Below are 22,872 nucleotides of genomic sequence, written 5' to 3'. Positions count from 1 at the left end.
GTTTGAGGCTCAGCCGCGCTGGGAGCGGACCCCGAGCAGCACGTCCTCCCAGGACGGCACGATCGGGTGGTTCTTCTTGGTCTTCGGCCGCGGCTCGGGCACCGCCGTGTCCTCTTCCGGGTCCGCCGGGACGCGTGGGATCTCGCGGGTGTCGTCGTCCGGGTCCGGCTCGGCGGACGGCAGCTCGGCGCGCTCCGGGACCACCGAATCCAGCGTCGGCTGGAACTCCGCTTCGCGGGCCGGGTCGAGGGCGCGGACCGTGCGGGGCGGGCGGTAGGCGTTCGGGTCGAGCAGGACCTCGGCGTTCTCGTCCAGCGCCGTGACCGTGCCGCCGTGCGCCCCCGGCGAGAACGCCCAGTGCGCACGGTTGTCCGACCGACCGGCCTTCCACTGCAGCACGACGACCCAGCGGCCGTCGTCGCCCTTCCAGGAGTCCCAGGTGGCCTGGGAGTAGTCGTGGCCGCGGACGCCGAAGCCGTGCGCGACGACCTCGCCGAGCGTCTGCACGTCGGGGCCGTCTTCGCGGACCGGGTGGGCGCTCTGCGCCAGCTCGGCGGTTCGGGACCGCTCGAGCAGGACCGGGTAGGCGTAGCGCTCGACGCGCTGCGTCGAGACGCCGGCGCTCGCGGCGACCTGTTCGACGGACTCGCCGGCCCGGATGCGCTGCTGGATCTCGCGTGGCCGCATCTGGCTCTCCAACTCGATTTCGATCTGGCCGAGGCGGGTGATGTCACCCCGCGCCGCCGCGCGCAGTCGCTCATCAGCCGGGAGCAGGAAGCGAGTACGGCTCGCCGGGTCTTCGAGCACGATGGACTTCCCGTCCTCGTGCAGTCCGACCACTCGCAGCGCCCGCATTGTTCTCGCCTCCCCGATCTTCTTCACCGTTGTGGGTACCCACGTTAGAACGGCGCGTCGGCTTGACGTGCGAGGCGCGCCGAGTCCGCGTCGAACTGCCCACTGTTCACTTGGCAACCCCCGCATCATCGACCGCCCAGGTCGGCGGCCATGGGGTGACACGCCGGACACGCAAAGTCACGATCGAGTGGATCAAGCGGGCGGCAGCCGGATCGTCACGGTGAGGCCGCCGCGCCGGCCGGGCTGGGCTTCGGCGACCCCACCGTGGGCCTGGGCCACCGAGCGCACGATCGACAGCCCGAGGCCCGCGTTGCGGGTGTCCCCGGTCCGCTCCGCGCCGCTCACCCGCCGGAACGGCTCGAACAGCGTCGGCACCGCTTCGGGCGGCACCACCGGTCCCGAGTTCCGCACCTCCACCGCCGGGTCGCCGCGCACTTCGACGTAGACCCAGCCGCCGGAAGCGTTGTACGTGATGGCGTTGACCACGAGGTTGGTCAGCAGCCGTTCGAGGAGCACGGGGTCGCCGGTCACCGTGCGCCGCCGCAGCCGCGTCTCGACCGTCACCCCGGCCGACGAAGCCTGCGCCGCCGTGGCCCGGACGACCGACGCGGCGACCTCGTCGAGGCGCACCGGCGCACGCGCGGCCAGCCCGCGGTCGCTGCGGGCCAGGACCAGCAGCCCCTCGATCATCCGCTCGCTGCGCTCGTTGGTGTGGAGCAGGTGCGTGCCGAGCTTCTTCAGCTCCGGGGCGACGTCGGGGTCGGCCATCGCGACTTCGATCAGCGTCCGCTGCACCGCCAGCGGCGTCCGCAGCTCGTGGGACGCGTTCGCGACGAACCGCTTCTGGCTGTCGAACGACTCCGCGAGCCGGTCGAGCATGCCGTCGAACGTGTCCGCCAGCTCCTTCAGCTCGTCGGGCGGCCCTTCGAGGTTGATCCGCCGGTCGAGCTTGCCGGCCTCCAGGCGGCGCGCGGCCGAGGTGATGTCGTGCAGCGGCCGCAGCGCGCGGCCCGCCATCAGCCAGCCGAACAGCACCGCCAGCGCCGCCGTCGCCACCAGCGCGATCGCCGAGCCGACCACCAGCGTCGACAGCGTCGAGGAGCGGTACTCGTCGAGCGACCCGCTGACCAGCTGCACCGCCGGAGCGGGTGCAAGGGTGTCCAGCTGCTGTGCGACTCCGAAGGCGGCGTTCCCGGCGACCGCCGTCGTGGCGAACCGGGCCGGGTCCGGCAGGGTGCTCTGCACCAGCAGGTAGTTGATGACGACCAGCACCAGTCCGGCGAGCAGGAACAGCGCGCCGTACCAGGCGGTCAGCTTCGTCCGGACCGAAAAGCCGGTCACAGCGTGCCGAACCGGTAGCCGGCGCCGGGCACGGTCTCGATCACCGGCGGGTCGCCGAGCTTGCGCCGCAACGTCATCACCGCGACGCGCACCGCGTTGGTGAACGGGTCCGCGTGCTCGTCCCACGCCTTCTCCAGCAGGTCTTCGGCGCTGACCACTGCGCCCTCGGCCCGCATGAGCACCTCCAGCACGGCGAACTCCTTCGGCGAGAGCAGCAGGAACCGGCCGTCGCGGGCGGCCTGGTGACGCGGCAGGTCGAGCACGACGCCGTCGCGTTCCAGCACCGGCGGCAATGCGGGCCGCGCGCGCCGCGACAGCGCCTGGACCCGGGCGACCAGCTCGGCGAACGCGAACGGCTTCGTCAGGTAGTCGTCGGCGCCGATGCCGAGGCCGGCGACGCGGTCGGTGACGTCGGCGGCCGCGGTCAACATCAGCACCCGGGCCTCGCCGCCCGCCCGCACCACGGCGGCGCAGACCTCGTCGCCGTGCACCTTCGGCAGGTCACGGTCGAGGACCACGACGTCGTAGCCGTGCACGCCGACCCGTTCCAGGGCCTGTTCGCCGTCGTAACAGACGTCGACGGCCATCGAAAACCGCCGCAGCCCCTCCGCGACCGAGTCGGCCAGCAACCGCTCGTCCTCCACCACCAGCACGCGCACCCGCCCAGTCTGCGCAGGCGGGCCATAAGGAGCGCATAAGCGACTTCGCTTAGCGCGCCGGAATCCCCCGATCCGTAGACCTGATACCCATCCGGACGAAAGGAGCGAGCCATGCGGACACAGATCTTCGTCGCGGCGCTCGGGGCAGCCCTGCTGCTCGGGGGCTGCGGCGCGAAGGCGGACGACGGGTCGAAGGTCGCCTCGATCTCGACGCCGCCGAAGACGGGCGGCGCCACGGCGGCGGACACCAGCGGCAAGAGCGACGAAGACAAGATGCGCGACTTCGCCAAGTGCATGCGCGAGCACGGCGTCGACATGCCCGACCCGAAACCGGCCGGTGACGGCAAGGGGATGTCCATCGCGATCCAGGGCACCGACGCCGACAACGGGAAGCTCGACGGCGCGCAGAAGGCGTGCAAGCACCTGATGCCCAACGGCGGCGAGATGAAGCCGATGAGCGCCGAGGAGCTCGACAAGGCACGCAAGGAGGCCAAGTGCATGCGGGAGCACGGGGTCGACATGCCGGACCCGGACCCGAGCGGCAAGGGCGCGACGCGGATCGGCGGCCCGGGCGACGACCCGAAGAAATTCGAAGACGCCGCGAAGGCGTGCGGGTTGGGGATGAGCGTCCACGCCGAGGCTGCCAAGTGAATGAAGTGACACACCTCAAGCCCAGCCGCCGCGGCCGGACGCGCTGGTTCGTCGCGGCCGCGGTCCTCGTCGTGGTGCTGGGCACCAGCTCCGTCGTGATCCTGACGCGGGTGTCGAGCGCGACTCCCGTACAGGAGTCCGCACCGCCGCCGGTCGAGACCGCCGCGGTCGTCAAGACCGACCTCAGCGAAGAAGAAGAGGCCGACGGCACGCTCGGCTACGGCGACGAATCGGCCGTCGCCGGCCGCAAGCCCGGCACGATCACGTCGCTGCCCGACGCGGGCGCCACGATCACCCGCTGCAAGGCGGTGTTCGGGGTGGACGCGAAGCCGGTGCCGCTGTTCTACGGCACGCTGCCGTTCTACCGCGACCTCGCCACCGGGGCGGACGACGGCGCCGACGTCAAGCAGCTGGAGGAGAACCTCAAGGCGTGCGGCTTCGGCGGGTTCGGCACGCCGGACAAGAAGTTCACGTCCGCGACGGCGGCCGCGCTGAAGAAGTGGCAGAAGTCGCTGGGGCTGGAGCAGACCGGCACCTTCGGCCAGGGCGACGTCGTGCTCGCGGCGGGCGAGCTGCGGGTGTCGGCGCTGGCGGCCAAGCTCGGCTCGCCCGCCCAGGGCGAGGTGCTCAAGACGACCGGCACCGTCCGCTCGGTGCAGGTCAAGCTGGACGCGGCCAAGCAGAGCCTCGCCCAGCAGGGTGCGAAGGCGTCCGTGACGATCAACGGGAAGACCACGCCGGGCACCATCACCGACGTCGGGCGCACCGCCGTCGAGGGCAAGGACGCGGCCGGTCAGGACGACGGCAAGCCCAAGATCACCGTGACCGTCCGGCTCGACGACCCGGCCGCCGCCGGCACGCTCGACTCGGCGCCGGCGACCGTCCGGTTCACCAAGGACGTCCACCAGGGCGTGCTCGCGGTGCCGGTCGGCGCGCTGCTCGCGCTCGCCGAAGGCGGGTACGCGGTCGAGGTCGACGAGAACGGCAAGCGCCGGTACGTCGCTGTCCAAACAGGACTGTTCAGCGGCGGCAAGGTCGAGGTCTCCGGCACCGGGCTGACCGAGGGCATGCGGGTGGTGACGACGTCGTGACACCGGTGCTGCGCGTGCACGAGGTCACGCGCACCTACCCCGGGGGCGTCGCCGCGCTCGACGGCGTCTCGCTCTCGCTGGAAGACGGCGAGATGGTGGCGATCGTCGGGCCGTCCGGCTCCGGGAAGTCCACCCTGCTGCACCTGATGGGCACGCTCGACCGGCCGTCGTCGGGGCGGGTGGAACTGCGCGGCCACGACGTCGCCGCGCTGCCGGACCGCAAGGTCTCCGCGCTGCGGTCGCGCTGGATCGGGTTCGTGTTCCAGCAGTTCTTCCTCGACGAAGGGATGAGTGCGGTGGACAACGTGTGCACCGGGCTGCTCTACGCGGGGGTGCCGCGGCGGCAGCGGCGCGCGCGGGCCCTCGCGGCGCTCGACCGGGTCAAGCTCGGGCACCGGGCGTGGCACCGGCCCGGCGAGCTGTCCGGTGGCGAACGCCAGCGCGTCGCGATCGCCAGGGCGGTGGTCAACGACCCGGCGATCCTGCTGGCCGACGAGCCGACCGGCAACCTCGACACCGGCACCGGCGCGTCCGTGCTCTCCCTGCTCGGCGAGCTGTCAACGGACGGGACCACGATCGTGGTGATCACCCACGACCGGGAGATCGCCGCGGAGATGCCGCGCCGGATCGAGCTGCTCGACGGGCACCTGCGGCTGGACACCGGCCTGGTGGGTGCGCGGTGACCGCGCCACCGGAGATCAGGCTGCCCGAACCCGCGCGGCTCAAGCCGCCGGACGTCGTCGGGCTCGGCGCCCACGGCATGCGGACGCGGCCGGTGCGCGCGGTGCTGTCGGCGCTGGGCATCGCGATCGGCGTCGCCGCGATGGTGGCGGTGCTGGCGATCCCGGCGTCCGGCGCGCAGGCGCTGCACGACCGGCTGGCCGCGCTCGGCACCAACCTGCTCACCGCCGGGCCGGGGAAGACGTTGTTCGGGGACAACGCGACCCTGCCCGACGGTGCCGTCCCGATGGCGAAGCGGATCGGGCCGGTGCAAGCGGCCGCCGGCACCGGGACGACGTCGGCCGGTGTGCGGCGCAGCGACAAGATCGCGCCGGACGACACCTCCGGGCTCGCCGTGTACGCCGCACGTCCGGACCTGCTGGGCGTGCTGGGCGGCAAGGTCCGGGCCGGTGCCTTTCTGGCGGCGGGCAACCAGGACTACCCGGTGACGGTGCTCGGTTCCCAGGCCGCGGCCCGGCTGGGCATCGACCACCTCGACCCGGCCCGGCCGCCGCAGGTGCTGATCGGGACGCAGTGGTTCACCGTCGTCGGCATTCTCGCGCCGATGCCACTGGCGCCGGAGATCGAGCGGTCGGCGCTGGTCGGCTGGGACGTCGCGAAGCGGCTGCTCGGGTTCGACGGCCATCCGTCCACTGTGTACGTCCGGGCGGAAGAGTCTCAAGTGGACAGTGTGCGGTCGGTGCTGGCCGCGACGCTGAGCCCGCAGGCGTCGAACGAGGTCGAGGTGCGCCGCCCGTCGGACGCGCTTGCGGCGCAGAAGCTGACGGACACGACGTACAGCGCGCTGTTCCTCGGCCTCGGCGGAGTGGCGTTGCTGGTCGGCGGGGTCGGGGTGGCGAACACGATGGTGATCTCGGTCCTCGAACGACGGCGTGAAATCGGCCTGCGCCGCGCGCTCGGGGCGACGAAACGCCAGATCCGCGGGCAGTTCCTGGCCGAGTCGGTGCTGCTGTCGGGGCTCGGCGGGCTGGCGGGGGTGCTGGTCGGGGTGCTGGTGACGGCGGGGTACGCGCTGAGCCAGGGGTGGCCCGCGGTGCTCCCGTCCGCGGCGCTGGCCGGCGGCGTCGGCGTGGCGGCGCTGGTCGGGGCGGTCGCCGGAGCCTATCCGGCGATGCGCGCGGCCCGGCTCGCGCCGACGCAGGCCCTCGCCTGAGAGTGCGGCTGCCGGGTGGCGATCATCTGCCACCCGGCAGCCGCGGCGAGCCGCGAACGCCAGGTCACCGCGGTTGCCGGTGCACGGCCGCTGCCGAGCGCCCGGTAATCTCGGCCGGTCGAAGACCTGGTTCGAGGGGGACGCGTGCTCACTGGGCGGCTTTTCGGAGGCCGGAAACTGGCGTGGGCGCTGGCCGTGGCCGAAGTCGCCGCCGTCGTGACGGTTCTCGTGCTCAAGCGGTTCGACGGTCTCGATCTCGAGGTCTACCTGGGTGGGGCCAAAGCACTGGCCGAGCACGGCTCGCCGTACGACGCCTGGGTGCCGACCACGCACCGGATCCTGCTGCCGTTCACCTACACGCCGTTCGCCGCGGCGGTGTTCCTGCCCGGCACGCTCCTGCCGTTCGCGGTGACGATGAAGCTGGTCAGCATCGCCTCGATCGTCGCGACCGGCGTCGTCGCCTACCTCTACGTCGCCACGCTCAACGGTTCGCTGACCGACCCGGCGAACGTCCGCGGCCGGGCGGTGGCCGCGCTCGTCGCCATCGGCGCGCAGCTCGCCGGGGCCCTGCTGGAACCGGTGCGCTCGACGCTGGGCTTCGGGCAGATCAACGCGCTGCTGATGGTGCTGGTCGTGCTCGACGTCCTGCTGCCCGGCGAGCGGAAACGGACGAAGGGCCTGCTGATCGGCGTCGCCGCGGCGATCAAGCTGACGCCGGCCGTCTTCGTCGTGTACTTCCTGGTCCGCCGCGACTTCCGGTCCGCCGTCCGGGTGGTGGCCGGGTTCGTCGCGGCCGGGGCGCTGCTGTGGCTGATCCGGCCGTCGGCGTCGTTCACCTACTGGACGCAGCTCGTGTTCGACGCCGGCCGGATCGGCGGCGTCGACTACGTCGGCAACCAGTCGCTGCACGGGCTGGCCGTGCGCGCGGGCCTGCCGGAAATCGTGTGGGTGCTGGCCGCGCTGGCGGTGATGGCCCTGGTCGCGGTGGTCATCCTGCGAGCCGAGCCGGTGCTCGCGCTCACCGCGTGCGCGCTCGGCGGGCTGCTGGTTTCGCCGATCTCGTGGACCCACCACTGGACGTGGTGCGTGCCGATCCTGGTCCTCGCCGGGTACCACGCGTGGCGTTCGTGGCGCTCCGACCGGGTGGTCGCCTGGGTGTCGGCCGCGGTCGTCGGGGCGGGGCTGGCGTTGTTCATCGCCGGCCCGATGTGGTTCGCCCCGCGCCCGGCGCCCTCGTTCGGCTGGTGGCTGGCGACGGAGTCCTACGAGCTGTTCGGCCTGGTCCTGCTGGTCCTCGCGGCCTTCGCCGCACCCCGCCTGAAAGCCGTGAAGGCCGCGCCGAGGGAATCCCTCGATGCGGCCTTCACGAACTAGGTGCTCAGCCCAGGCGCTCGACGACGTACTCGATGCTCTGCGTGAGCTTCGTGATGTCGTCCGGGTCGATGGCCGGGAACAGGCCGACGCGCAGCTGGTTGCGGCCCAGCTTGCGGTACGGCTCGGTGTCGACGATCCCGTTGGCGCGCAACACCTTCGCGACGGCGGCGGCGTCGACCTCGTCGCTGAAGTCCACCGTGCCGACGACCTGCGAGCGCAGGTCCGGGTCCTTCACGAACGGCGTCGTGTAGCTCGTCTTCTCGGCCCACTCGTACAGCCGCGACGAGGAGTCCTTGGTGCGCGAGGTCGTCCACTCCAGGCCGCCCTGGCCGTTCATCCACTCGATCTGCTCGGCGAGCAGGAACAGCGTGGCCACGGCAGGCGTGTTGTACGTCTGGTCCTTGCGGGAGTTGTCCAGCGCGGTGGTCAGCGACAGGAACTCCGGGATCCAGCGGTCGCCGCCGCCGATCTCGCCGATCCGCTCGACGGCGGCCGGGGAGGCCAGCGCGATCCACAGGCCGCCGTCGGCGGCGAACGACTTCTGCGGCGCGAAGTAGTAGACGTCGAAGTCCTCGGCCTTGACCGGGAGGCCGCCCGCGCCGGAGGTGGCGTCGATCGCGACCAGGGCGCCTTCACTGCCTTCGGGACGGCGGACCGGCACCGCGACCCCGGTCGACGTCTCGTTGTGCGCCCAGCCGACCAGGTCGGCGCCCGCCTCGTAGGCGATCTCGGGCGCGCTGCCCGGCTCGGCCTTGACGACGATCGGGTCGGCCAGGAACGGCGCGCCCTTGGTCACGGTGGCGAACTTCGAGGAGAACTCGCCGTAGGTGAAGTGCTGCGCGCGCTCGCGGACCAGGCCGAACGCGGCCGCGTCCCAGAACGCCGTGGTGCCGCCGTTGCCGAGGATCACCTCGTAGCCCTCGGGCAGGGAGAACAGCTCGGACAGACCCGCACGGACGCGCCCGACGAGCGACTTGACCGGCTTCTGCCGGTGCGACGTGCCGAGGTAGGTGGAGCCGGACTCCGCCAGCGCACTCAGCTGCTCGGCGCGGACCTTCGACGGGCCGCAGCCGAAGCGGCCGTCGGCCGGCTTGAGGTCGGCGGGGATGGTCAACTCAGCGTCGGTCATGTGGCCAGTCTCTCAGGTCGGGACGGGGCTGGTGAAGGTGGTGCTGACCTGTCCGGAATGTGGAATGACGGGCGGAAACTCGCTGGCCGCCCTCGGTAGGTTCTGTTCGGGAGGGGAGGACCGATGTCCGACGAACGGTGGCGGCCGCGCTGGTGGCTGCTGGGGAACTTCGGCGTGATCGTCGTCGTGCACCTGGTCGCGAGTGGCGGCTGGACGACGACGACCACCGTCATGGCGCCGATCGCGCTGGTGGTGACCCTGGTGATGGTGTTCGTCCGGCGGCTGCCGTGGTGGCTCACCGGCGAGGCGTTCAAGGGAGGCCGGTTCCTGCGGGTGGCCGGTATCGCCGGCCTGCTCCTGCTGGACGTCGTGATCGTGGCCGCGCTGGTGGTGCACCCGCCCCACGGCGGCGACGTCGCGAACGCCGGGGTGGGCGTCGCGATCTTCTTCGGCGGGACGGCCGTCGGCGTGTACTCCCTCCTGCCGAAGCGGCCGGTGACGCGGCGCTCGGCGCTGCGGCGTCGGTACCGGATCGCCACCGCGTTGATGTGGGCGACCGTGGGCCTGGCGCTCGGTGGCGAGGTGGCGGTCATCGTCACGGTCGGAGACTGGCTGCCGTGGGTTCTGCCTGTACCGGCCGCGGTGGCGGTGCTGGCGCTCGCCTGGTGGCGCTCGAACCTCGGCACCGTGGCCCGCTGCTTCGCGAGCGACAGCTGGACGCCGGTCGCGGCCGCCGCGTTCGACGTCCGGCCCGGCGAACCGGTGAACGGCTGGGCGGTGCTGCCCGGGGACGTGCGGATCCGGTTCCACCTGTCCGCGGTGCCCGCCGACATCGCCGCCGAGCTGGCCGGCCGTCGCCGTCTCTGGCTGGCCGGCTGGCCGTCGGAGTACCTCGTCACCGGCCTTCCGGAGGGCACCAGCTACGCCGTCGGGCTCATCGGGGTGCACCGCCGTGGGGGTAAAAAAACGGTTACGCACGAGTCTGCGGCGTCGGTATCTTCGCGGGCGTGACGACAGTGCAGCAGAGCTTCCCCGTGCCGCCCAACGCGCTGTGGAGCGCGCTGCCCGCGGGGGTCACGGCGATCCGCGGGCGGACGCCGTCCTACGACCCGCAGCGCGGAACCGTCATGTGCCGCACGGGGATGAGCCTGCTGAGCTGGGGACAGATCGTCCACGTGACGGTTTCGCACGCGCCCGGCGGCTCGGCGCTCACGATCGTGACGACGCTGAAGCTCGGCGTGTTCGACTGGGGTGAGGGCAAGCGCCTCGCCCACCGGTTCGCGGCCGCCGTCGCCCACGCGGCCGGCACCGCGGCCCTGGTCTGAGGGCCCCGCTCACCGCCCTGGGGGTGTGAGCGGGGCCCCTGGTCAGCGCCAGCTCTCCACGCCGCCCGGCACCGGCGCGGCCGGGTCGTACGGCGTGCGGGTGAAGATGAAGGTCGCCAGGTCGAGGTGGGTGGCGACGCCCTCGGCGTTCCGGCCCACTTCGAGCGTTTCGCCTGCGTAGTAGCCGTCGAGACCGCGGTAGGTGTCCTTCCCGGTCGCGGCGAAGCGAGAACCGCGCCCGGCGCCGTCGACCGGCGCCAGCAGGAGCAGCCCGTCGCCCTGGACGCGCAGGTGGTACGGCGTCGGGCCCCAGTGCCAGAGCCCGGTCAGCGCCAGCAGTCCCGGGTCGACCGCGGACGGCAGCCACTCGGCGGGCACCCGCGGCTCCAGCTCGTCGGTCATGGTGATGAGGTCGAGGCAGAGCTGGGTGATGCCGACGCCGGCCGTCGAGTTCGCGAGCACCAGCCCGCCGGTCCCCGCGGCCGGGTCGGCCAGCGTGACGGCGAGGAACCCCGGCATCGAGCCGGTGTGCCCGGCCAGCCGCCGTCCCTGGTAGCGCACGAGCATCAGGCCGAGGCCGAACCCGGTCGACCAGACCTCGGTGTCGTCGACGGTGATCATGGTCCGCATCTCCTCGAGGGTCGAGGGCGCGAGCACCCCGCCGGTCTCGCCGCCGAGGAACGCCGTCCAGCGGCCGAGGTCGGTCGCCGTGGACCACAGCTGCCCGGCGGGGGCCATCGCGCCCGCGTCCGGGCTCGGTTCCGGCAGCAGGACGTCGGCGAACGGGTGCACGGCGAAGCCCTCGGCGTGCGCGCCGACGGGGTGCGGGGTGGTGCGGGACATCCCGAGCGGGCCGAGGATCTCCTCGTCCAGCGCGGCGAGCCAGCTTTGGCCACGGTGGCGGGCGATGAGCTCGCCGAGCACGCCGTAGCCGACGTTCGAGTAGTGGAACTTCGCGCCCGGCCGGTGCTTGGTCGAGCCCGTGCCGAGGCTGCTCACCAGCGCGTCCCAGTCGGCGCCGGGCGTCCGCTCCCACCACAGGCCGGGCGATTCGGCGGTCAGGCCGGAGGTGTGGGACAGCAGCTGGGCGACGGTGGCGCTGCCGAAGGGCGTCCCGGGGACGTGCTTTTCGAGGGGGTCGTTGAGGTCGAGGCGGCCTTCGTCGCGCAGCCGCATCACGGCGGTGGCGACGAGCGTCTTGGTGATCGAGCCCAGCCGGTACTGGGTGTCGGTACCGGGTGTCTCGCCGCCGACGCGCCCGCGGCCACCGGACCAGACGATCTCCCCGTCCCGCACGACGGCGGCGACCAGCGACGGAACCCGGCAGGCCGCCTGCTCGCGCGCGATCCGGCGGAACAGGGCGTGTTCGGTCGAGGAAAGCATGGACGCATTCTGCCGCGCGGGTCTCACCGGGCGAGAAGAGCGTGATCGAACGGTCGACTCGCGTGATCAGAAGGTCGACTCGCGTGATTGCCGGGTCGACACGGCGCGGAGCCCTGGCCGCGGCCGTGTCGACTCTCCGATCACGCGTGTCGACTCCGCAATCACGGGTGCCGGCGTTCCGATCACGGGGTCAGGGGAGGAGGTTGCGGGCCATGGCCGTGGTCACCGCCGCCGTGCGGTCCGAGACGCCGAGTTTGCCGAAGACCCGCAGGAGGTGGGTCTTCACCGTGGCCTCGCTGATGTGCAGGGCGCGGCCGATGTCGGCGTTCGTGCCGCCCTTCGCGACCAGCTGCAGCACCTGCACTTCGCGGGCGGACAGCGGTTGCGGCTCCGGGTTGCGGACGCGGTTGACCAGCTTCCCGGCCACCGACGGCGCCAGGACCGTCTCCCCGCGCGCCGCCGCGCGGATCGCGTTCGCCAGCTCCGTGCGGGACGCGTCCTTCAGCAGGTACCCGGACGCGCCGGCCTCGACCGCACGCAGGATGTCGGCGTCCGTCTCGTACGTCGTGAGCACGACGATCCGGCGTCCCGGCTGTTCGCGCAGGATCCGTTTGGTGGCGCCGACGCCGTCGAGGCCGGGCATCCGCAGGTCCATCAGCACGACGTCGGGCTCGGCGACCCGGTCGAGGGCGATGGCCTCGTCGCCGGAACCCGCTTCGCCGACGACCGTCAGGTCCGCTTCGGCTTCGAGCATGCCCCGGAGTCCTTCGCGGACGACGGGGTGGTCGTCGACCAGCATGACGCGGATCAAGCCGGCACCTCCAGGGTGAGTTCGGTGCCACTGGGGCCACTCCGGACACTCAGTGTGCCACCCACCTGCTCGGCGCGGGACCGCATGCCCCGCAGCCCGAAACCGGTGACGTGGTCCGGGTCGAAACCGGTGCCGTCGTCCCGTACGGACAGCCGCACCGAACAGTCCACAACGGACAACCGCACCGACACCGCCGACGCGTTCGCGTGCCGCCGGACGTTGTTCAGTGCTTCCTGCGCGCCCGGCAACAGGACCACTTCCCCCGGCATGCCGAGTGCGGGCAAGGGACCGTCCACTTCGTACCGCACGGTCAGCCCGGTTTCGTCGGCGAGCCGGTCGGCCTGCCGCCGGACGGCGTCGACGAGCGACCCGGACGTGAGGTCGGCCGGGGCCAGCGCGGCGACCATCGTGCGAGCCTCGGCGAGGTTCTCCCGCGCCGTGCGGGCGGCCAGTTCGACGTGCCGCCGCGCCGCGGCCGGGTCGGTGTCCAATTCGGACTCGATGGCCTGGGCAAGGGTGACGATGCTGGTGAACCCCTGCGCGAGCGTGTCGTGGATTTCCCGCGCCAGCCGCTCGCGCTCGGCCGCCGTGCCCGCTTCCCGGGAGAGCCGGGCGACTTCGGCCTGGCTCGCTTCGAGCTTGGCGATCAGGTCGGCGCGCCCCCGGCTCTCCTCGATGACGTGCAGGATGAACTTGCCGGACAGCACCCCGAACACGACGAGGATCGCGGTCATCGGCAGCAGGATGTGCAGCGTCGGGCCGCGCAGCCCGTTGTTCACGATCGACGACGCGGGGCTCATCAGGATCACCGCCGTGGTGAGCACCGCGGCCGGGCGGAACTCGAGCGTCGAGAACAAGAGCGGGCAGACCATGAACAGGATGAAGCTGGTCGTCGTGTTGGCGAGCATCGCGACCGCGACCAGTGCCACGACCACGAGCGCCAGGGTCCAGCGTTGTGGCAGGTGCCCGTCGTCCCGCACGACCCGGCGGCCCCACAGCAGGTAGGTCAGCGCGAGCGCGGTGAGCGCCCCGACCGCGACCGCCGTCCGTGGCGGATCGGCTCCGTCCAGCAGCACCAGCACGGTCGTGGCCAGGTAGGCCACCGCGAAGAGGATCTCCCAGAGCCAGTTGAACCGGTCCCAGGCGTCCTTCACTTCGTGTCGGTCCACCGGAAGGTCACCCGGGCCAGCACCGCTCCCGCCACGCACCAGATCCCCAGCACCAGCGCCACCCGCGGAAGTTCCCATGCCCCGGCCATCTCCATCCTCACGGCGCCGTCCGGCAGGAACACCGACCGGAAACCCTGGCAGATCCACTTCAGCGGGAAGAACGACGCGATGTCCACCATAACTTTCGGCAGGTTCGTGATCGGCGAGACGAACACACCCGAGATGAACTGCAGCACCAGGTACAGCATCTGCACGATGGCGACCGCGCCGTTGGCGGACTTCGCGAGCGAGCTGACCGCGATCCCGAGCAGGGTGCACGAGACGATGCCGAGCGCGAACACCCACAGCAGCGTCAGCCACTTCGCCGGGTCGGACGGCAGTTCCAGCCCGAACAGCAGCACGGCGACCGTGGCCATCAGCACCGTCTGGGCCAGGCTGGACACGGCGACCAGCACCATCTTGCCGACGAAGTACGCCGCCGGCGGCATCGGCGTGCCGCGCAGGCGTTTGAGCGCGCCGGTTTCGCGGTCGGCCGCGACGCCCGTCGCGATGCTGTTGAACGACGTCGACACGATGCCGGAGCCGATCATCCCGGCGGCCAGCAGCTGCCCGGAGGTGACGCCGCCGAACTTCGTCGGACCGTCCAGGATGGACCCGAGCAGGATCATCAGCACCGCGGGCAGGGAGAAGGTGAAGACCACCTGTTCCTTGTGCCGGAAGAACTGCCGCAGCTCGGTGCCGCCGCGGGCGAGCCCGAGCGAGAGCGGGCCGGGGAGGGCCACGGTTGGTTTCAAAGCGCCGGATGTCGCGGTGGTCATGCCTTGTCTCCGATCAGGTCGAGGTAGATGTCCTCCAGGCTCGGCCTGGTCACGGTCAGCCCGGCGAGCTCCCTACCCCCAGCAGAGAGCTCGGTGACGAGCTTGGTCGGGTACGCGGTGCGCTCGACGTGCTCACCGCGTTCGTCGACCCAGCGCACGGTGGCCTCGGCGGCGGCCCGGCCGCCCAGGTTCTGCGGCGTGTCCTGGGCGACGATCTCGCCGCGCGCGATGACCGCGACCCGGTCGGCGAGCGCTTCGGCCTCGTCGAGGTAGTGCGTGGTCAGCAGGATGGTGGTGCCCTCGGCGGCGAGGTCGCTGATCAGGGCCCAGAACTGACGGCGTGCTTCGGGGTCGAAGCCGGTGGTCGGCTCGTCGAGGAAGAGCAGTTCGGGACGGCCGATGATGCCGAGCGCGACGTCGACGCGGCGGCGTTGCCCGCCGGACAGCGACTTCACCCGCGCCTTGGCCTTCTCGGTGAGCCCGACCTTCTCGATCACCTCGTCCGGATCGCGCGGGTCGGGGTAGTACTTCGCGAAGTGCCGGACGGTCTCGGCGACGCTCAGCTCGGCGGCGTCGGTCGCCGTCTGCAGGACGATGCCGAGCCGGGCCCGCCAGGCGCGGCCGGCCTTGCCGGGGTCCTCGCCGAGGACGGTGACCTCGCCGTCCGTGCGCCGCCGGTGGCCTTCGAGGATCTCGACGGTCGTGGTCTTCCCGGCGCCGTTCGGGCCGAGCAGGGCGAACACCTCGCCCGGCGCGATGTCCAGGTCCAGCCCGGCCACCGCGAGGTGGCCGGGGTACTGCTTGCGCAGGCCGCGCACGCTCACTGCTGGGGTCATGGGTACAGCGTGGCCGCCCGGAGCGCCGAAACCGACCAACAGCCGGCTGAATCCGGCTGTCCACCGAACGGTGGACAGCGGCGCGTGGTTCCACGGGAAACCACGAAAACGCCGTCATACAAGCAAAAATCCGAACATCCGAGCCCACGGAACCGCCGCGCGGGTGAACACGCTGTTGACAAGTTGTCTAACATGACAGAATGTCTCACAAGTGGGTGACCGCCGGCGACGGTGTCCGCCTCTCCGTGACCGTCGACGGCCGGAGCGACGGGCCCACGGTGGTGCTCGTGCACGGCTACCCGGACAACAGCTCGATGTGGGACGGAGTAGCCGCCGAGCTGAGCGCGAAACACCGGGTCGTCACCTACGACGTCCGAGGCGCGGGACAGTCGGACAAGCCGCCGGGACGCGCGTCCTACCGGCTGGACCGGCTGGCCGACGACCTGCGCGCGGTCGTCGACGAGGTGCAGCCGGCCGGCAAGGTGCACCTGGTCGCCCACGACTGGGGCTCGATCCAGACGTGGCACGCCGTCACCGGAGACGGCCTGCGCGGGCGCGTCGCGTCCTACACGTCGATCTCCGGGCCGAGCCTCGACCACGCCGGCGCGTGGTTCCGCGCCCAGCTGCGCCACCCGACGCCGAAGCGGCTCAAGAACGCGCTGAGCCAGTTCCTGCACTCGTGGTACATCCTGGCGTTCCAGATCCCGCTCATCCCGGACCTGCTGTGGCGCACCGGACTGATGGGCAAGCAGATCCAGCGCCTCGAACCGGACGCGGCGCCCCCGGAGAAGTCCGACGGCCTGCACGGCCTCAAGCTTTACCGGGCCAACATGTTCACCCGGCTGTCGCGCCCCGAACCACGGCCCGCCGACGTCCCGGTGCAGGTCCTGGCCCCGACCGAGGACGCCTACGTCACGACGCCGCTGCAGACCGAGATCGCGCGCTGGGTGCCGGACCTGCGGATCCGCCGGATCGCCGGGACGCACTGGGTGACCAGGGCGCGGCCGGACGTGGTGGCCGCCGCGGCCGCCGAACTGATCGAGTACGCCGAGCACGAGTCGTCGTGAGCGACCGCCGACCGCGGCGGATGTCGCCGCAGGCCCGTCGTGACGACTTGATCCGCGCCGCGCTCGACCTCTTCGGCTCGCGGGCCCCGGAACTGGTGACGGTGGACGACATCGTCGCGCGCGCCGACGTCTCGCGGCCGCTGTTCTACCGGTACTTCCCCAGCCTGCGCGAGCTGCGGGTGCAGGCCCTGCGCACGGCTACGGACGGACTGATCGACGGCCTCGCCGGGCTCGAAGAAGGACCGCCGGAGGTGCGGCTGCGCGCGGCCGTCCGCGGCCTGATCGACGTCGCCGACCACTACCGCGCGGGCTACATCGCGTTGCTGCGCAGCGGTTCGGTGATCGCGACGTCCGAGACGGACGCGGCGATCGACGAGGTCCGCAACCGCGCGGTGGCCCTGATCCTGGACGCTCTCGGCGTCTCCGACCCCTCACCGCTGCTGTCGCTCACGCTGCGCTGCTGGACCGCCGTCGTCGAAGGTGCGCTGTTGAGCTGGCTGCAGGAACGCAGCGTCGCGCGGGAAGACCTGGACACCTGGCTCGTCGACCAGCTCACGGCCATGCTCGGCGCGACCGCGCAGCACGAACCGGCCGGTCCCGTGGCGGTACCGGCCGGTTCGTGAGCGAGCGTCAGTGCTTGGTGACGAGCTCCCAGCCCTCGACGTCCTCGGGGGTGCGCGGCGCCGGGCCGACGTACTTGGCCGACGGCCGCACCAGGCGTCCGGTCCGCTTCTGCTCCAGGATGTGTGCGGCCCAGCCGGCGGTGCGGGCCGAGCTGAACATCGCGGGCATCATGTGCGGCGGGACCTGTGCGAAGTCCAGGATGACCGCGGCCCAGAACTCGACGTTGGTCTCGATCGGGTGATCCGGACGCCGCTCGCGCAGCTCCTTCAGCGCCGCCTGCTCCAGCGCGGCGGCCGCCTCGTAGCGGGTCGCGCCCAGCTCCTGGCAGGTGCGGCGCAGCACGCGCGCCCGCGGGTCCTCGGCGCGGTAGACGCGGTGGCCGAAGCCCATCAGGCGTTCCTTGCGGTCGAGGATGCCCTTGACCAGACCGGCGGGGTCGCCGGTGCGCTCGACCTCTTCGATCATCGGCAGCACGCGCGCCGGGGCGCCGCCGTGCAGCGGGCCCGACATCGCGCCGATGGCGCCGGACATGGCCGCCGCCACGTCCGCGCCGGTGGACGCGATGACGCGGGCGGTGAAGGTCGAGGCGTTGAGGCCGTGCTCGGCGGCCGACACCCAGTAGGCGTCCAGGGCCTTGACGTGTGCCGGGTCCGGCTCGCCGCGCCAGCGGATCAGGAACCGTTCGGTGATGGAGTGGGCCTCGTCGACGCGGGTCTGCGGCACGGCGGGCTGGCCGATGCCGCGAGCCGACTGCGCGACGTAGGACAGGGCCATCACCGAGGCGCGGGCCAGCTGTTCACGGGCCTCTTCGTCGGTGATGTCGAGCAGCGGGCGGTAGCCCCAAATCGGCGCGAGCATGGCCAGCGCGGCCTGGACGTCCACCCGGACGTCGCCGGTGTGCACCGGCAGCGGGAACGGCTCGGCGGGCGGGAGGCCGTGACCGAACCGGCCGTCCACGAGGAGGCCCCATACGTCACCGAAGGTCACCTTGCCGGCGAGGTCCTCGATGTCGACGCCGCGGTAGCGCAGCGCACCGCCGTCCCGGTCGGGTTCGGCGATTTCGGTGTGGAAGGCGATGACGCCCTCCAGACCCGGTCGGAAGCCGTCGTCGGGTTGGCCGGACGGCTGTGGCTTGCTGATCGTGGAGGTAGTCACTGTTTCGCGGAACCTTTCGGTGCGCTTTTTCCCCGGCTGGTTGGTGCTGGTCGCGCGGTTGGGATAGAGCGCACTGAATGCGCGCCACATCGCACGGATGGATAGACCTTGCTCTCTTGACCGGCCACTGGCAATCGAAAGATGCGGTGGTTTCGGTCACGATTACGAGAACGATTCAGTCACCGAGGCCTCCCGTCAGGAGAATTTTCACCACTCAGTGTGACGAAGTCCAGGTAAATCCTGTGTTTCCGAACCAGGCGCTGCCGCGTTTCGGGTGATAGACCTAGCGCATGCACCTCAGCCCGCAGGAGCGCGACAAGCTGCTCATCCACGTGGCGGCGGACGTCGCGCGGAAGCGGCTGGACCGCGGCGTCCGGCTCAACTACCCGGAAGCCGTCGCGCTGATCACCGACCACGTCCTCGAGGGCGCGCGCGACGGGCGCACGGTCAGTGAGCTGGTCGCGAGCGGCCGGACCGTGCTGTCCCGGGCGCAGGTTCTCGACGGCGTGCCCGAGATGGTCGACTCCGTGCAGGTCGAAGCCACTTTTCCCGACGGCACGAAGCTCGTCACCGTGCACGACCCGATCGTGTGAAAGGCAGCCGATGCACCCTGGCGAGATCATTCCCGGCGACGAGCCGGTCGAGCTGAACCCCGGACGCGCGCGCGTCCGGCTGCTGGTCCGCAACCTCGGCGACCGGCCGGTGCAGGTCGGCTCGCACTACCACTTCGCGGCCGTGAACCCGGGCCTCGAGTTCGACCGCGACGCCGCTCGCGGCCACCGCCTCGACGTCCCGGCCGGAACGTCCGTGCGGTTCGAGCCGGGCGTCGAACGGGAAGTCGATCTTGTTCCCCTGGCCGGTGCGCGCCGCGTGCCGGGCCTGCGGCCCGAATTCGCGGGAGAGTTCTGAAATGCCGCAGATCGACCGCGAGCGCTACGCCGAGCTGTTCGGCCCGACCACCGGCGACCGGATCCGGCTCGCCGACACCGACCTGCTGATCGAGGTCACCGAGGACCGTTCGATGGGTCCCGGCGGCGCCGGCGACGAGGTGCTCTTCGGCGGCGGCAAGGTCATCCGCGAGTCCATGGGCCAGGGCACGGCGACCCGGGCCGAGGGCGCGCCTGACCTGATCATCACCGGCGCGGTGATCCTCGACCACTGGGGCGTGGTGAAGGCCGACGTCGGCGTCCGCGACGGCCGGATCGTCGGCATCGGCAAGGCGGGCAACCCCGACACGATGGACGGCGTCGACCCGGCGCTGGTCATCGGGCCGTCCACCGAGGTGCTGTCCGGCAACGGCAAGATCCTCACCGCGGGCGGCATCGACTGCCACGTCCACTTCATCTGCCCGCAGCTCGTCGACACGGCGCTGGCCTCCGGGCTGACCACTTTGGTCGGTGGCGGCACCGGTCCCAACGAGGGCACGAAGGCCACCACGGTCACGCCCGGCGCGTGGAACCTGGGTCGCATGCTGTCCGCCATGGACGGTTATCCGGTCAACGTCCTGTTGCTGGGCAAGGGAAACACCGTCCGGCACGAGGCGCTGCGCGAGCAGCTGGCGGCGGGCGCGGGCGGCTTCAAGCTCCACGAGGACTGGGGCACGACCCCGGCGGCGATCGACGCGTGCCTCACGGTGGCCGACGAAGCCGGCGTCCAGGTGGCGATCCACACGGACACGTTGAACGAGGCCGGCTTCCTGGAGTCCACTGTGGACGCCATCGGTGGGCGCTCGATCAACGCGTACCACACCGAAGGCGCCGGCGGCGGGCACGCGCCGGACATCATCCAGGTCGTCTCGCTGCCGAACGTGCTGCCGTCGTCGACCAACCCGACCCGCCCGCACACCGCCAACACCCTCGACGAGCACCTCGACATGCTGGTGGTCTGCCACCACCTCAACCCGTCGGTGCCCGAGGACCTCGCCTTCGCCGAGAGCCGCATCCGGCCGACGACGATCGCGGCCGAGGACGTCCTGCACGACATGGGCGCGATTTCGATGATGAGCTCCGACTCCCAGGCGATGGGCCGGATCGGCGAGGTCATCATCCGGACGTGGCAGACCGCGCACGTGATGAAACGCCGTCGCGGCGCGCTGCCCGGCGACGGCGCGGCCGACAACCTGCGCGCGCGTCGCTATGTCGCCAAGTACACGATCAACCCGGCCATCGCGCACGGCATGGAGACCGAGATCGGCTCGGTCGAGGTCGGCAAGCTCGCCGACCTGGTGCTGTGGGAGCCGAAGTTCTTCGGCGTGCGCCCGCACGTGGCGCTGAAGGGCGGCTTCCCGGCGTGGGCGGCGATGGGCGACGCGAACGCGTCCATCCCGACGCCTCAGCCGGTCATGGCGCGGCCGATGTTCGGCGCTTCGATCGGCGCCGCGCTGAGCCTGCACTTCGTCGCGCCATCGGCCTTGGACAGCGGGCTGCGGGAGACGTTCGGCATCACGCGGCCGCTGGTCGCGGTGTCGAACATGCGTGCGCGGACCAAGGCGGACATGGTGCTCAACGACGCGACGCCCGACGTCCGCGTCGAGCCGGACAGCTTCGCGGTGCACGTCGACGGCGAGCTGATCGAACCGCAGCCGGTGACGGAACTGCCGATGGCGCAAAGGTACTTTCTCTTCTGATGGACCTTTCGGCGCTGATCCTCGCGGACTCCCGCTTCCCCGGCGGCGGGCACGTCCACAGTGGCGGGCTGGAGGAGGTCGTCTCCCGTCGCCTGGTGAGGGCCGTGCGCGATCTCCCGGGATTCCTTTCCGGACGGTTGCGGACGGCGGGCTTCCTGGCAGCGGTTTTCGCCGCCGCTTCGGCGCACGCGGCCGCTCGTTCCGTCCCGAGTGGACATTGGTCGCTGCTGGACGCCGAGCTGGACGCGCGGACGCCGTCGCTCGCGCAGCGGGAGGCGTCGCGGGCACAGGGCCGGGGAACGGCGCGGGCGGGGCGGATCGCCTGGCCGTCACCGGTGCTCACCGCGTTGGTGGCGGAAACCCCACGGCCGCACCACCCCGTTGTTCTGGGCGCTTTGGTCGGCGTCGCGGGCGGCTCGCCGCACGACGCGGCGATGGCGGTCGCCTATCTGTCGGTGAGCGGCCCGGCGAGTGCGGCCGTGCGGCTGCTGGGGCTGGATCCCTTCGCCGTCAACGCCGTCGTGGCCCGGCTCGACCTGCGTTCGGTTTGTGCGGACGCGGCGGCCGTGGCGGGGGACGACCCGGCGTCGCTGCCCTCGCCGGGGTCGCCCGCGTTGGATCTGTTCGCCGAGGCGCACGCCCGGCATCACCAGGAAGAGGTGCGTCTCTTTGCCAGCTGAAGGCCACGGCCACGGTCACTTCCACGAGGTCAACTTCGACCCGACGGCCGGCGATCCGGACCACTACGACGCATCACCCACCGCGGGCCGCGCCTACCGGATCGGGATCGGCGGTCCGGTCGGCTCCGGCAAGACGGCGCTGACCGCGGCGCTGTGCCGCGCTCTCGGCGACGAGATCCAGCTCGCCGTGGTCACGAACGACATCTACACGACCGAGGACGCGGACTTCCTGCGCCGGGCGGGCGTCCTCGACCCGGCCCGGATCGAGGCGGTGCAGACCGGCGCGTGCCCGCACACCGCGATCCGCGACGACATCACGGCGAACCTCGACGCCGTCGAGCGGCTGGAGGAGAAGTTCCCCGGCCTGGACCTGGTGATCATCGAAAGCGGCGGCGACAACCTGACCGCGGTGTTCAGCCGCGGCCTGGCCGACAGCCAGATCTTCGTCGTGGACGTCGCGGGTGGTGACAAGGTGCCGCGCAAGGGCGGTCCCGGCGTCACGACGGCGGATCTGCTGGTGATCAACAAGATCGACATCGCGCACCTGGTCGGCGCGGACATGGACGTGATGACGTCGGACGCCCACCGGATGCGCGGCTCGCTGCCGGTCATCACCCAATCCCTTGTGGACACTCCGGACGCGCCGGCGGTCGCCGGCTGGGTGCGTTCGCTGCTGTGAAGGCCCACGCCCGGCTGACTGCGTGTTTCGACGGCTCGCGCACGGTGCTGCGGGAGCTGCGGTCGATGGCGCCGCTGACGTTGTTCCCGCGCCGGCGTTCCGGTCCATCGGCGGTGGTGCACCTGGTCAACTCGGCGACGTCCCCACTGGGTGGCGACGATCTGCTGCTGTCGATCCACGTCGGGCCGGGCGCGACGCTGCGGCTTTCCGGCGTCGCGGCGACCCTGGCGCTGCCCGGCCTCCACGGCGAAGGTTCCTTGTCCACAGTGGACGTCGTGGTGGAGGAGGGCGGCTCGCTGGAGTACCTGCCGGAGCCGACGGTGATCACCGCGCGGGCGCGGCACACCGCCGTGTTCCGGGCCGCGCTGGCGCCCGGCGCGTACCTGCACACGCGTGAGGTGCTGGTGCTGGGGCGGGCCGGGGAGAGCCCCGGGGTGCTGTCTTCCACCCAGCACGTCACGCGGGGGCCGGTGCCGGTGCTGCGTCAGACGGTTTCGGTCGGCTCCGCGCTGGACGGGAGCCTGGCGGTGCTGGCGGGCCGCCGGGTACTGGCGACCGACCTGGTGGTCGGCGGCCCGGAACTCCCGGCGGCCTCCGGCGAGTGGTGGTCGCGCAGCCCCCTCGCCGCGGGCGGAACCCTCGCGACTTCCCTGGCCCCGGACGCGGTCACGGCCATGAAGGGCCTGGCCGAGGCGGGCGCCTGAC

At 71.8% G+C, this 22,872-nt stretch carries 24 protein-coding genes and 1 pseudogene; 15 read left to right on the top strand and 10 right to left on the bottom strand.

Going from position 1 to position 22,872, the window contains the following annotated elements:
* Positions 1-9 precede the first annotated feature (9 nt).
* From sepH to CF165_RS24700, 3 genes are all read right to left on the bottom strand, one after another.
* A complete protein-coding gene (gene sepH, locus CF165_RS24710) occupies positions 10-855 on the bottom strand; it encodes a septation protein SepH (RefSeq protein WP_093949912.1) in 846 nt (281 codons plus the stop codon).
* A gap of 192 nt (positions 856-1,047) precedes the next feature.
* The gene (locus tag CF165_RS24705; protein WP_093949911.1) at positions 1,048-2,196 is read right to left on the bottom strand and encodes a sensor histidine kinase; all 1,149 of its coding nucleotides are present in this window, start codon (positions 2,194-2,196) and stop codon (positions 1,048-1,050) included.
* The gene (locus CF165_RS24700) at positions 2,193-2,855 is read right to left on the bottom strand and encodes a response regulator transcription factor (RefSeq protein WP_093949910.1); all 663 of its coding nucleotides are present in this window, start codon (positions 2,853-2,855) and stop codon (positions 2,193-2,195) included. The genes CF165_RS24705 and CF165_RS24700 overlap by 4 nt, the downstream gene beginning before the upstream one ends.
* A gap of 111 nt (positions 2,856-2,966) precedes the next feature.
* Between CF165_RS24700 and CF165_RS24695 the strand changes: the two genes are divergently transcribed.
* The 5 genes from CF165_RS24695 (at position 2,967) to CF165_RS24675 (ending at position 7,865) form a co-directional block, all read left to right on the top strand.
* Positions 2,967-3,506, top strand: a complete 540-nt coding sequence (locus CF165_RS24695; RefSeq protein WP_093949909.1) for a hypothetical protein — start codon at positions 2,967-2,969, stop codon at positions 3,504-3,506.
* Positions 3,503-4,597, top strand: a complete 1,095-nt coding sequence (locus CF165_RS24690) for a peptidoglycan-binding protein (protein WP_205660958.1) — start codon at positions 3,503-3,505, stop codon at positions 4,595-4,597. Before CF165_RS24695 ends, CF165_RS24690 begins: the two co-directional genes overlap by 4 nt.
* A complete protein-coding gene (locus tag CF165_RS24685) occupies positions 4,594-5,280 on the top strand; it encodes an ABC transporter ATP-binding protein (RefSeq protein ID WP_093949907.1) in 687 nt (228 codons plus the stop codon). The genes CF165_RS24690 and CF165_RS24685 overlap by 4 nt, the downstream gene beginning before the upstream one ends.
* Positions 5,281-5,357: 77 nt before the next feature.
* Positions 5,358-6,491 (top strand): ABC transporter permease, encoded by a 1,134-nt coding sequence (locus CF165_RS24680; protein WP_439098519.1) that lies wholly within the window; start codon positions 5,358-5,360, stop codon positions 6,489-6,491.
* Positions 6,492-6,635: 144 nt separating this feature from the next.
* Positions 6,636-7,865, top strand: a complete 1,230-nt coding sequence (locus CF165_RS24675) for a glycosyltransferase 87 family protein (RefSeq protein WP_240521764.1) — start codon at positions 6,636-6,638, stop codon at positions 7,863-7,865.
* Between the two features lie 4 nt (positions 7,866-7,869).
* On the opposite strand, the gene serC is transcribed toward CF165_RS24675, so the two are convergent.
* Positions 7,870-8,994, bottom strand: a complete 1,125-nt coding sequence (gene serC / locus CF165_RS24670; RefSeq protein ID WP_093949905.1) for a phosphoserine transaminase — start codon at positions 8,992-8,994, stop codon at positions 7,870-7,872.
* A gap of 123 nt (positions 8,995-9,117) precedes the next feature.
* Between serC and CF165_RS24665 the strand changes: the two genes are divergently transcribed.
* Both CF165_RS24665 and CF165_RS24660 read left to right on the top strand, forming a co-directional pair.
* Positions 9,118-10,005, top strand: a complete 888-nt coding sequence (locus tag CF165_RS24665; RefSeq protein WP_093949904.1) for a hypothetical protein — start codon at positions 9,118-9,120, stop codon at positions 10,003-10,005.
* Positions 10,002-10,319 (top strand): hypothetical protein, encoded by a 318-nt coding sequence (locus CF165_RS24660; protein WP_240521763.1) that lies wholly within the window; start codon positions 10,002-10,004, stop codon positions 10,317-10,319. The genes CF165_RS24665 and CF165_RS24660 overlap by 4 nt, the downstream gene beginning before the upstream one ends.
* Positions 10,320-10,361: 42 nt before the next feature.
* Here CF165_RS24660 and CF165_RS24655 read toward each other — a convergent pair whose 3' ends face one another.
* The 5 genes from CF165_RS24655 to CF165_RS24635 form a co-directional block, all read right to left on the bottom strand.
* Positions 10,362-11,702: a serine hydrolase domain-containing protein gene (locus tag CF165_RS24655; RefSeq protein ID WP_093949903.1), complete on the bottom strand. Its 1,341-nt coding sequence runs from the start codon at positions 11,700-11,702 to the stop codon at positions 10,362-10,364.
* Positions 11,703-11,892: 190 nt separating this feature from the next.
* The gene (locus tag CF165_RS24650; RefSeq protein WP_093949902.1) at positions 11,893-12,513 is read right to left on the bottom strand and encodes a response regulator; all 621 of its coding nucleotides are present in this window, start codon (positions 12,511-12,513) and stop codon (positions 11,893-11,895) included.
* Positions 12,510-13,667, bottom strand: coding sequence for a sensor histidine kinase (locus tag CF165_RS24645; protein WP_093949901.1), 1,158 nt, complete (start codon positions 13,665-13,667; stop codon positions 12,510-12,512). The genes CF165_RS24650 and CF165_RS24645 overlap by 4 nt, the downstream gene beginning before the upstream one ends.
* Positions 13,664-14,500: an ABC transporter permease gene (locus CF165_RS24640; protein ID WP_093949900.1), complete on the bottom strand. Its 837-nt coding sequence runs from the start codon at positions 14,498-14,500 to the stop codon at positions 13,664-13,666. The genes CF165_RS24645 and CF165_RS24640 overlap by 4 nt, the downstream gene beginning before the upstream one ends.
* Positions 14,497-15,336 carry an ABC transporter ATP-binding protein gene (locus tag CF165_RS24635; protein WP_093949899.1) on the bottom strand — a complete coding sequence of 280 codons (840 nt, stop codon included), beginning with the start codon at positions 15,334-15,336 and terminating at the stop codon, positions 14,497-14,499. The genes CF165_RS24640 and CF165_RS24635 overlap by 4 nt, the downstream gene beginning before the upstream one ends.
* Before the next feature lie 215 nt (positions 15,337-15,551).
* Here CF165_RS24635 and CF165_RS24630 point away from each other — a divergent pair.
* Positions 15,552-16,388: pseudogene (locus CF165_RS24630) on the top strand (alpha/beta fold hydrolase); the annotation flags it as partial.
* A 35-nt stretch (positions 16,389-16,423) separates the two neighbouring features.
* Positions 16,424-17,026 carry a TetR/AcrR family transcriptional regulator gene (locus CF165_RS24625; protein ID WP_093949897.1) on the top strand — a complete coding sequence of 201 codons (603 nt, stop codon included), beginning with the start codon at positions 16,424-16,426 and terminating at the stop codon, positions 17,024-17,026.
* A gap of 7 nt (positions 17,027-17,033) precedes the next feature.
* Here the strand turns inward: CF165_RS24625 and CF165_RS24620 are convergent, their stop codons facing one another.
* A complete protein-coding gene (locus CF165_RS24620; protein WP_093949948.1) occupies positions 17,034-18,182 on the bottom strand; it encodes a citrate synthase 2 in 1,149 nt (382 codons plus the stop codon).
* Between the two features lie 290 nt (positions 18,183-18,472).
* Here CF165_RS24620 and CF165_RS24615 point away from each other — a divergent pair, with 290 nt between their 5' ends.
* The 6 genes from CF165_RS24615 to CF165_RS24590 are packed head-to-tail and all read left to right on the top strand — an operon-like array spanning position 18,473 to position 22,871.
* Positions 18,473-18,775, top strand: coding sequence for an urease subunit gamma (locus CF165_RS24615; RefSeq protein ID WP_020641633.1), 303 nt, complete (start codon positions 18,473-18,475; stop codon positions 18,773-18,775).
* A 10-nt stretch (positions 18,776-18,785) separates the two neighbouring features.
* The gene (locus CF165_RS24610; RefSeq protein ID WP_093949896.1) at positions 18,786-19,091 is read left to right on the top strand and encodes an urease subunit beta; all 306 of its coding nucleotides are present in this window, start codon (positions 18,786-18,788) and stop codon (positions 19,089-19,091) included.
* A gap of 1 nt (position 19,092) precedes the next feature.
* A complete protein-coding gene (locus tag CF165_RS24605) occupies positions 19,093-20,808 on the top strand; it encodes an urease subunit alpha (protein ID WP_093949895.1) in 1,716 nt (571 codons plus the stop codon).
* Positions 20,808-21,488 carry an urease accessory protein UreF gene (locus CF165_RS24600; protein WP_093949894.1) on the top strand — a complete coding sequence of 227 codons (681 nt, stop codon included), beginning with the start codon at positions 20,808-20,810 and terminating at the stop codon, positions 21,486-21,488. Before CF165_RS24605 ends, CF165_RS24600 begins: the two co-directional genes overlap by 1 nt.
* Positions 21,478-22,167, top strand: a complete 690-nt coding sequence (gene ureG, locus CF165_RS24595) for an urease accessory protein UreG (protein ID WP_093949893.1) — start codon at positions 21,478-21,480, stop codon at positions 22,165-22,167. Before CF165_RS24600 ends, ureG begins: the two co-directional genes overlap by 11 nt.
* Complete coding sequence (locus CF165_RS24590; RefSeq protein ID WP_093949892.1) at positions 22,164-22,871, top strand: urease accessory protein UreD; 708 nt, start codon at positions 22,164-22,166, stop codon at positions 22,869-22,871. Before ureG ends, CF165_RS24590 begins: the two co-directional genes overlap by 4 nt.
* Position 22,872: the final 1 nt, after the last annotated feature.

This window comes from Amycolatopsis vastitatis (assembly GCF_002234595.1).
GTDB classification, from domain to species: domain Bacteria; phylum Actinomycetota; class Actinomycetes; order Mycobacteriales; family Pseudonocardiaceae; genus Amycolatopsis; species Amycolatopsis vastitatis.
This window is presented reverse-complemented; position numbering and strand designations above follow the sequence as displayed.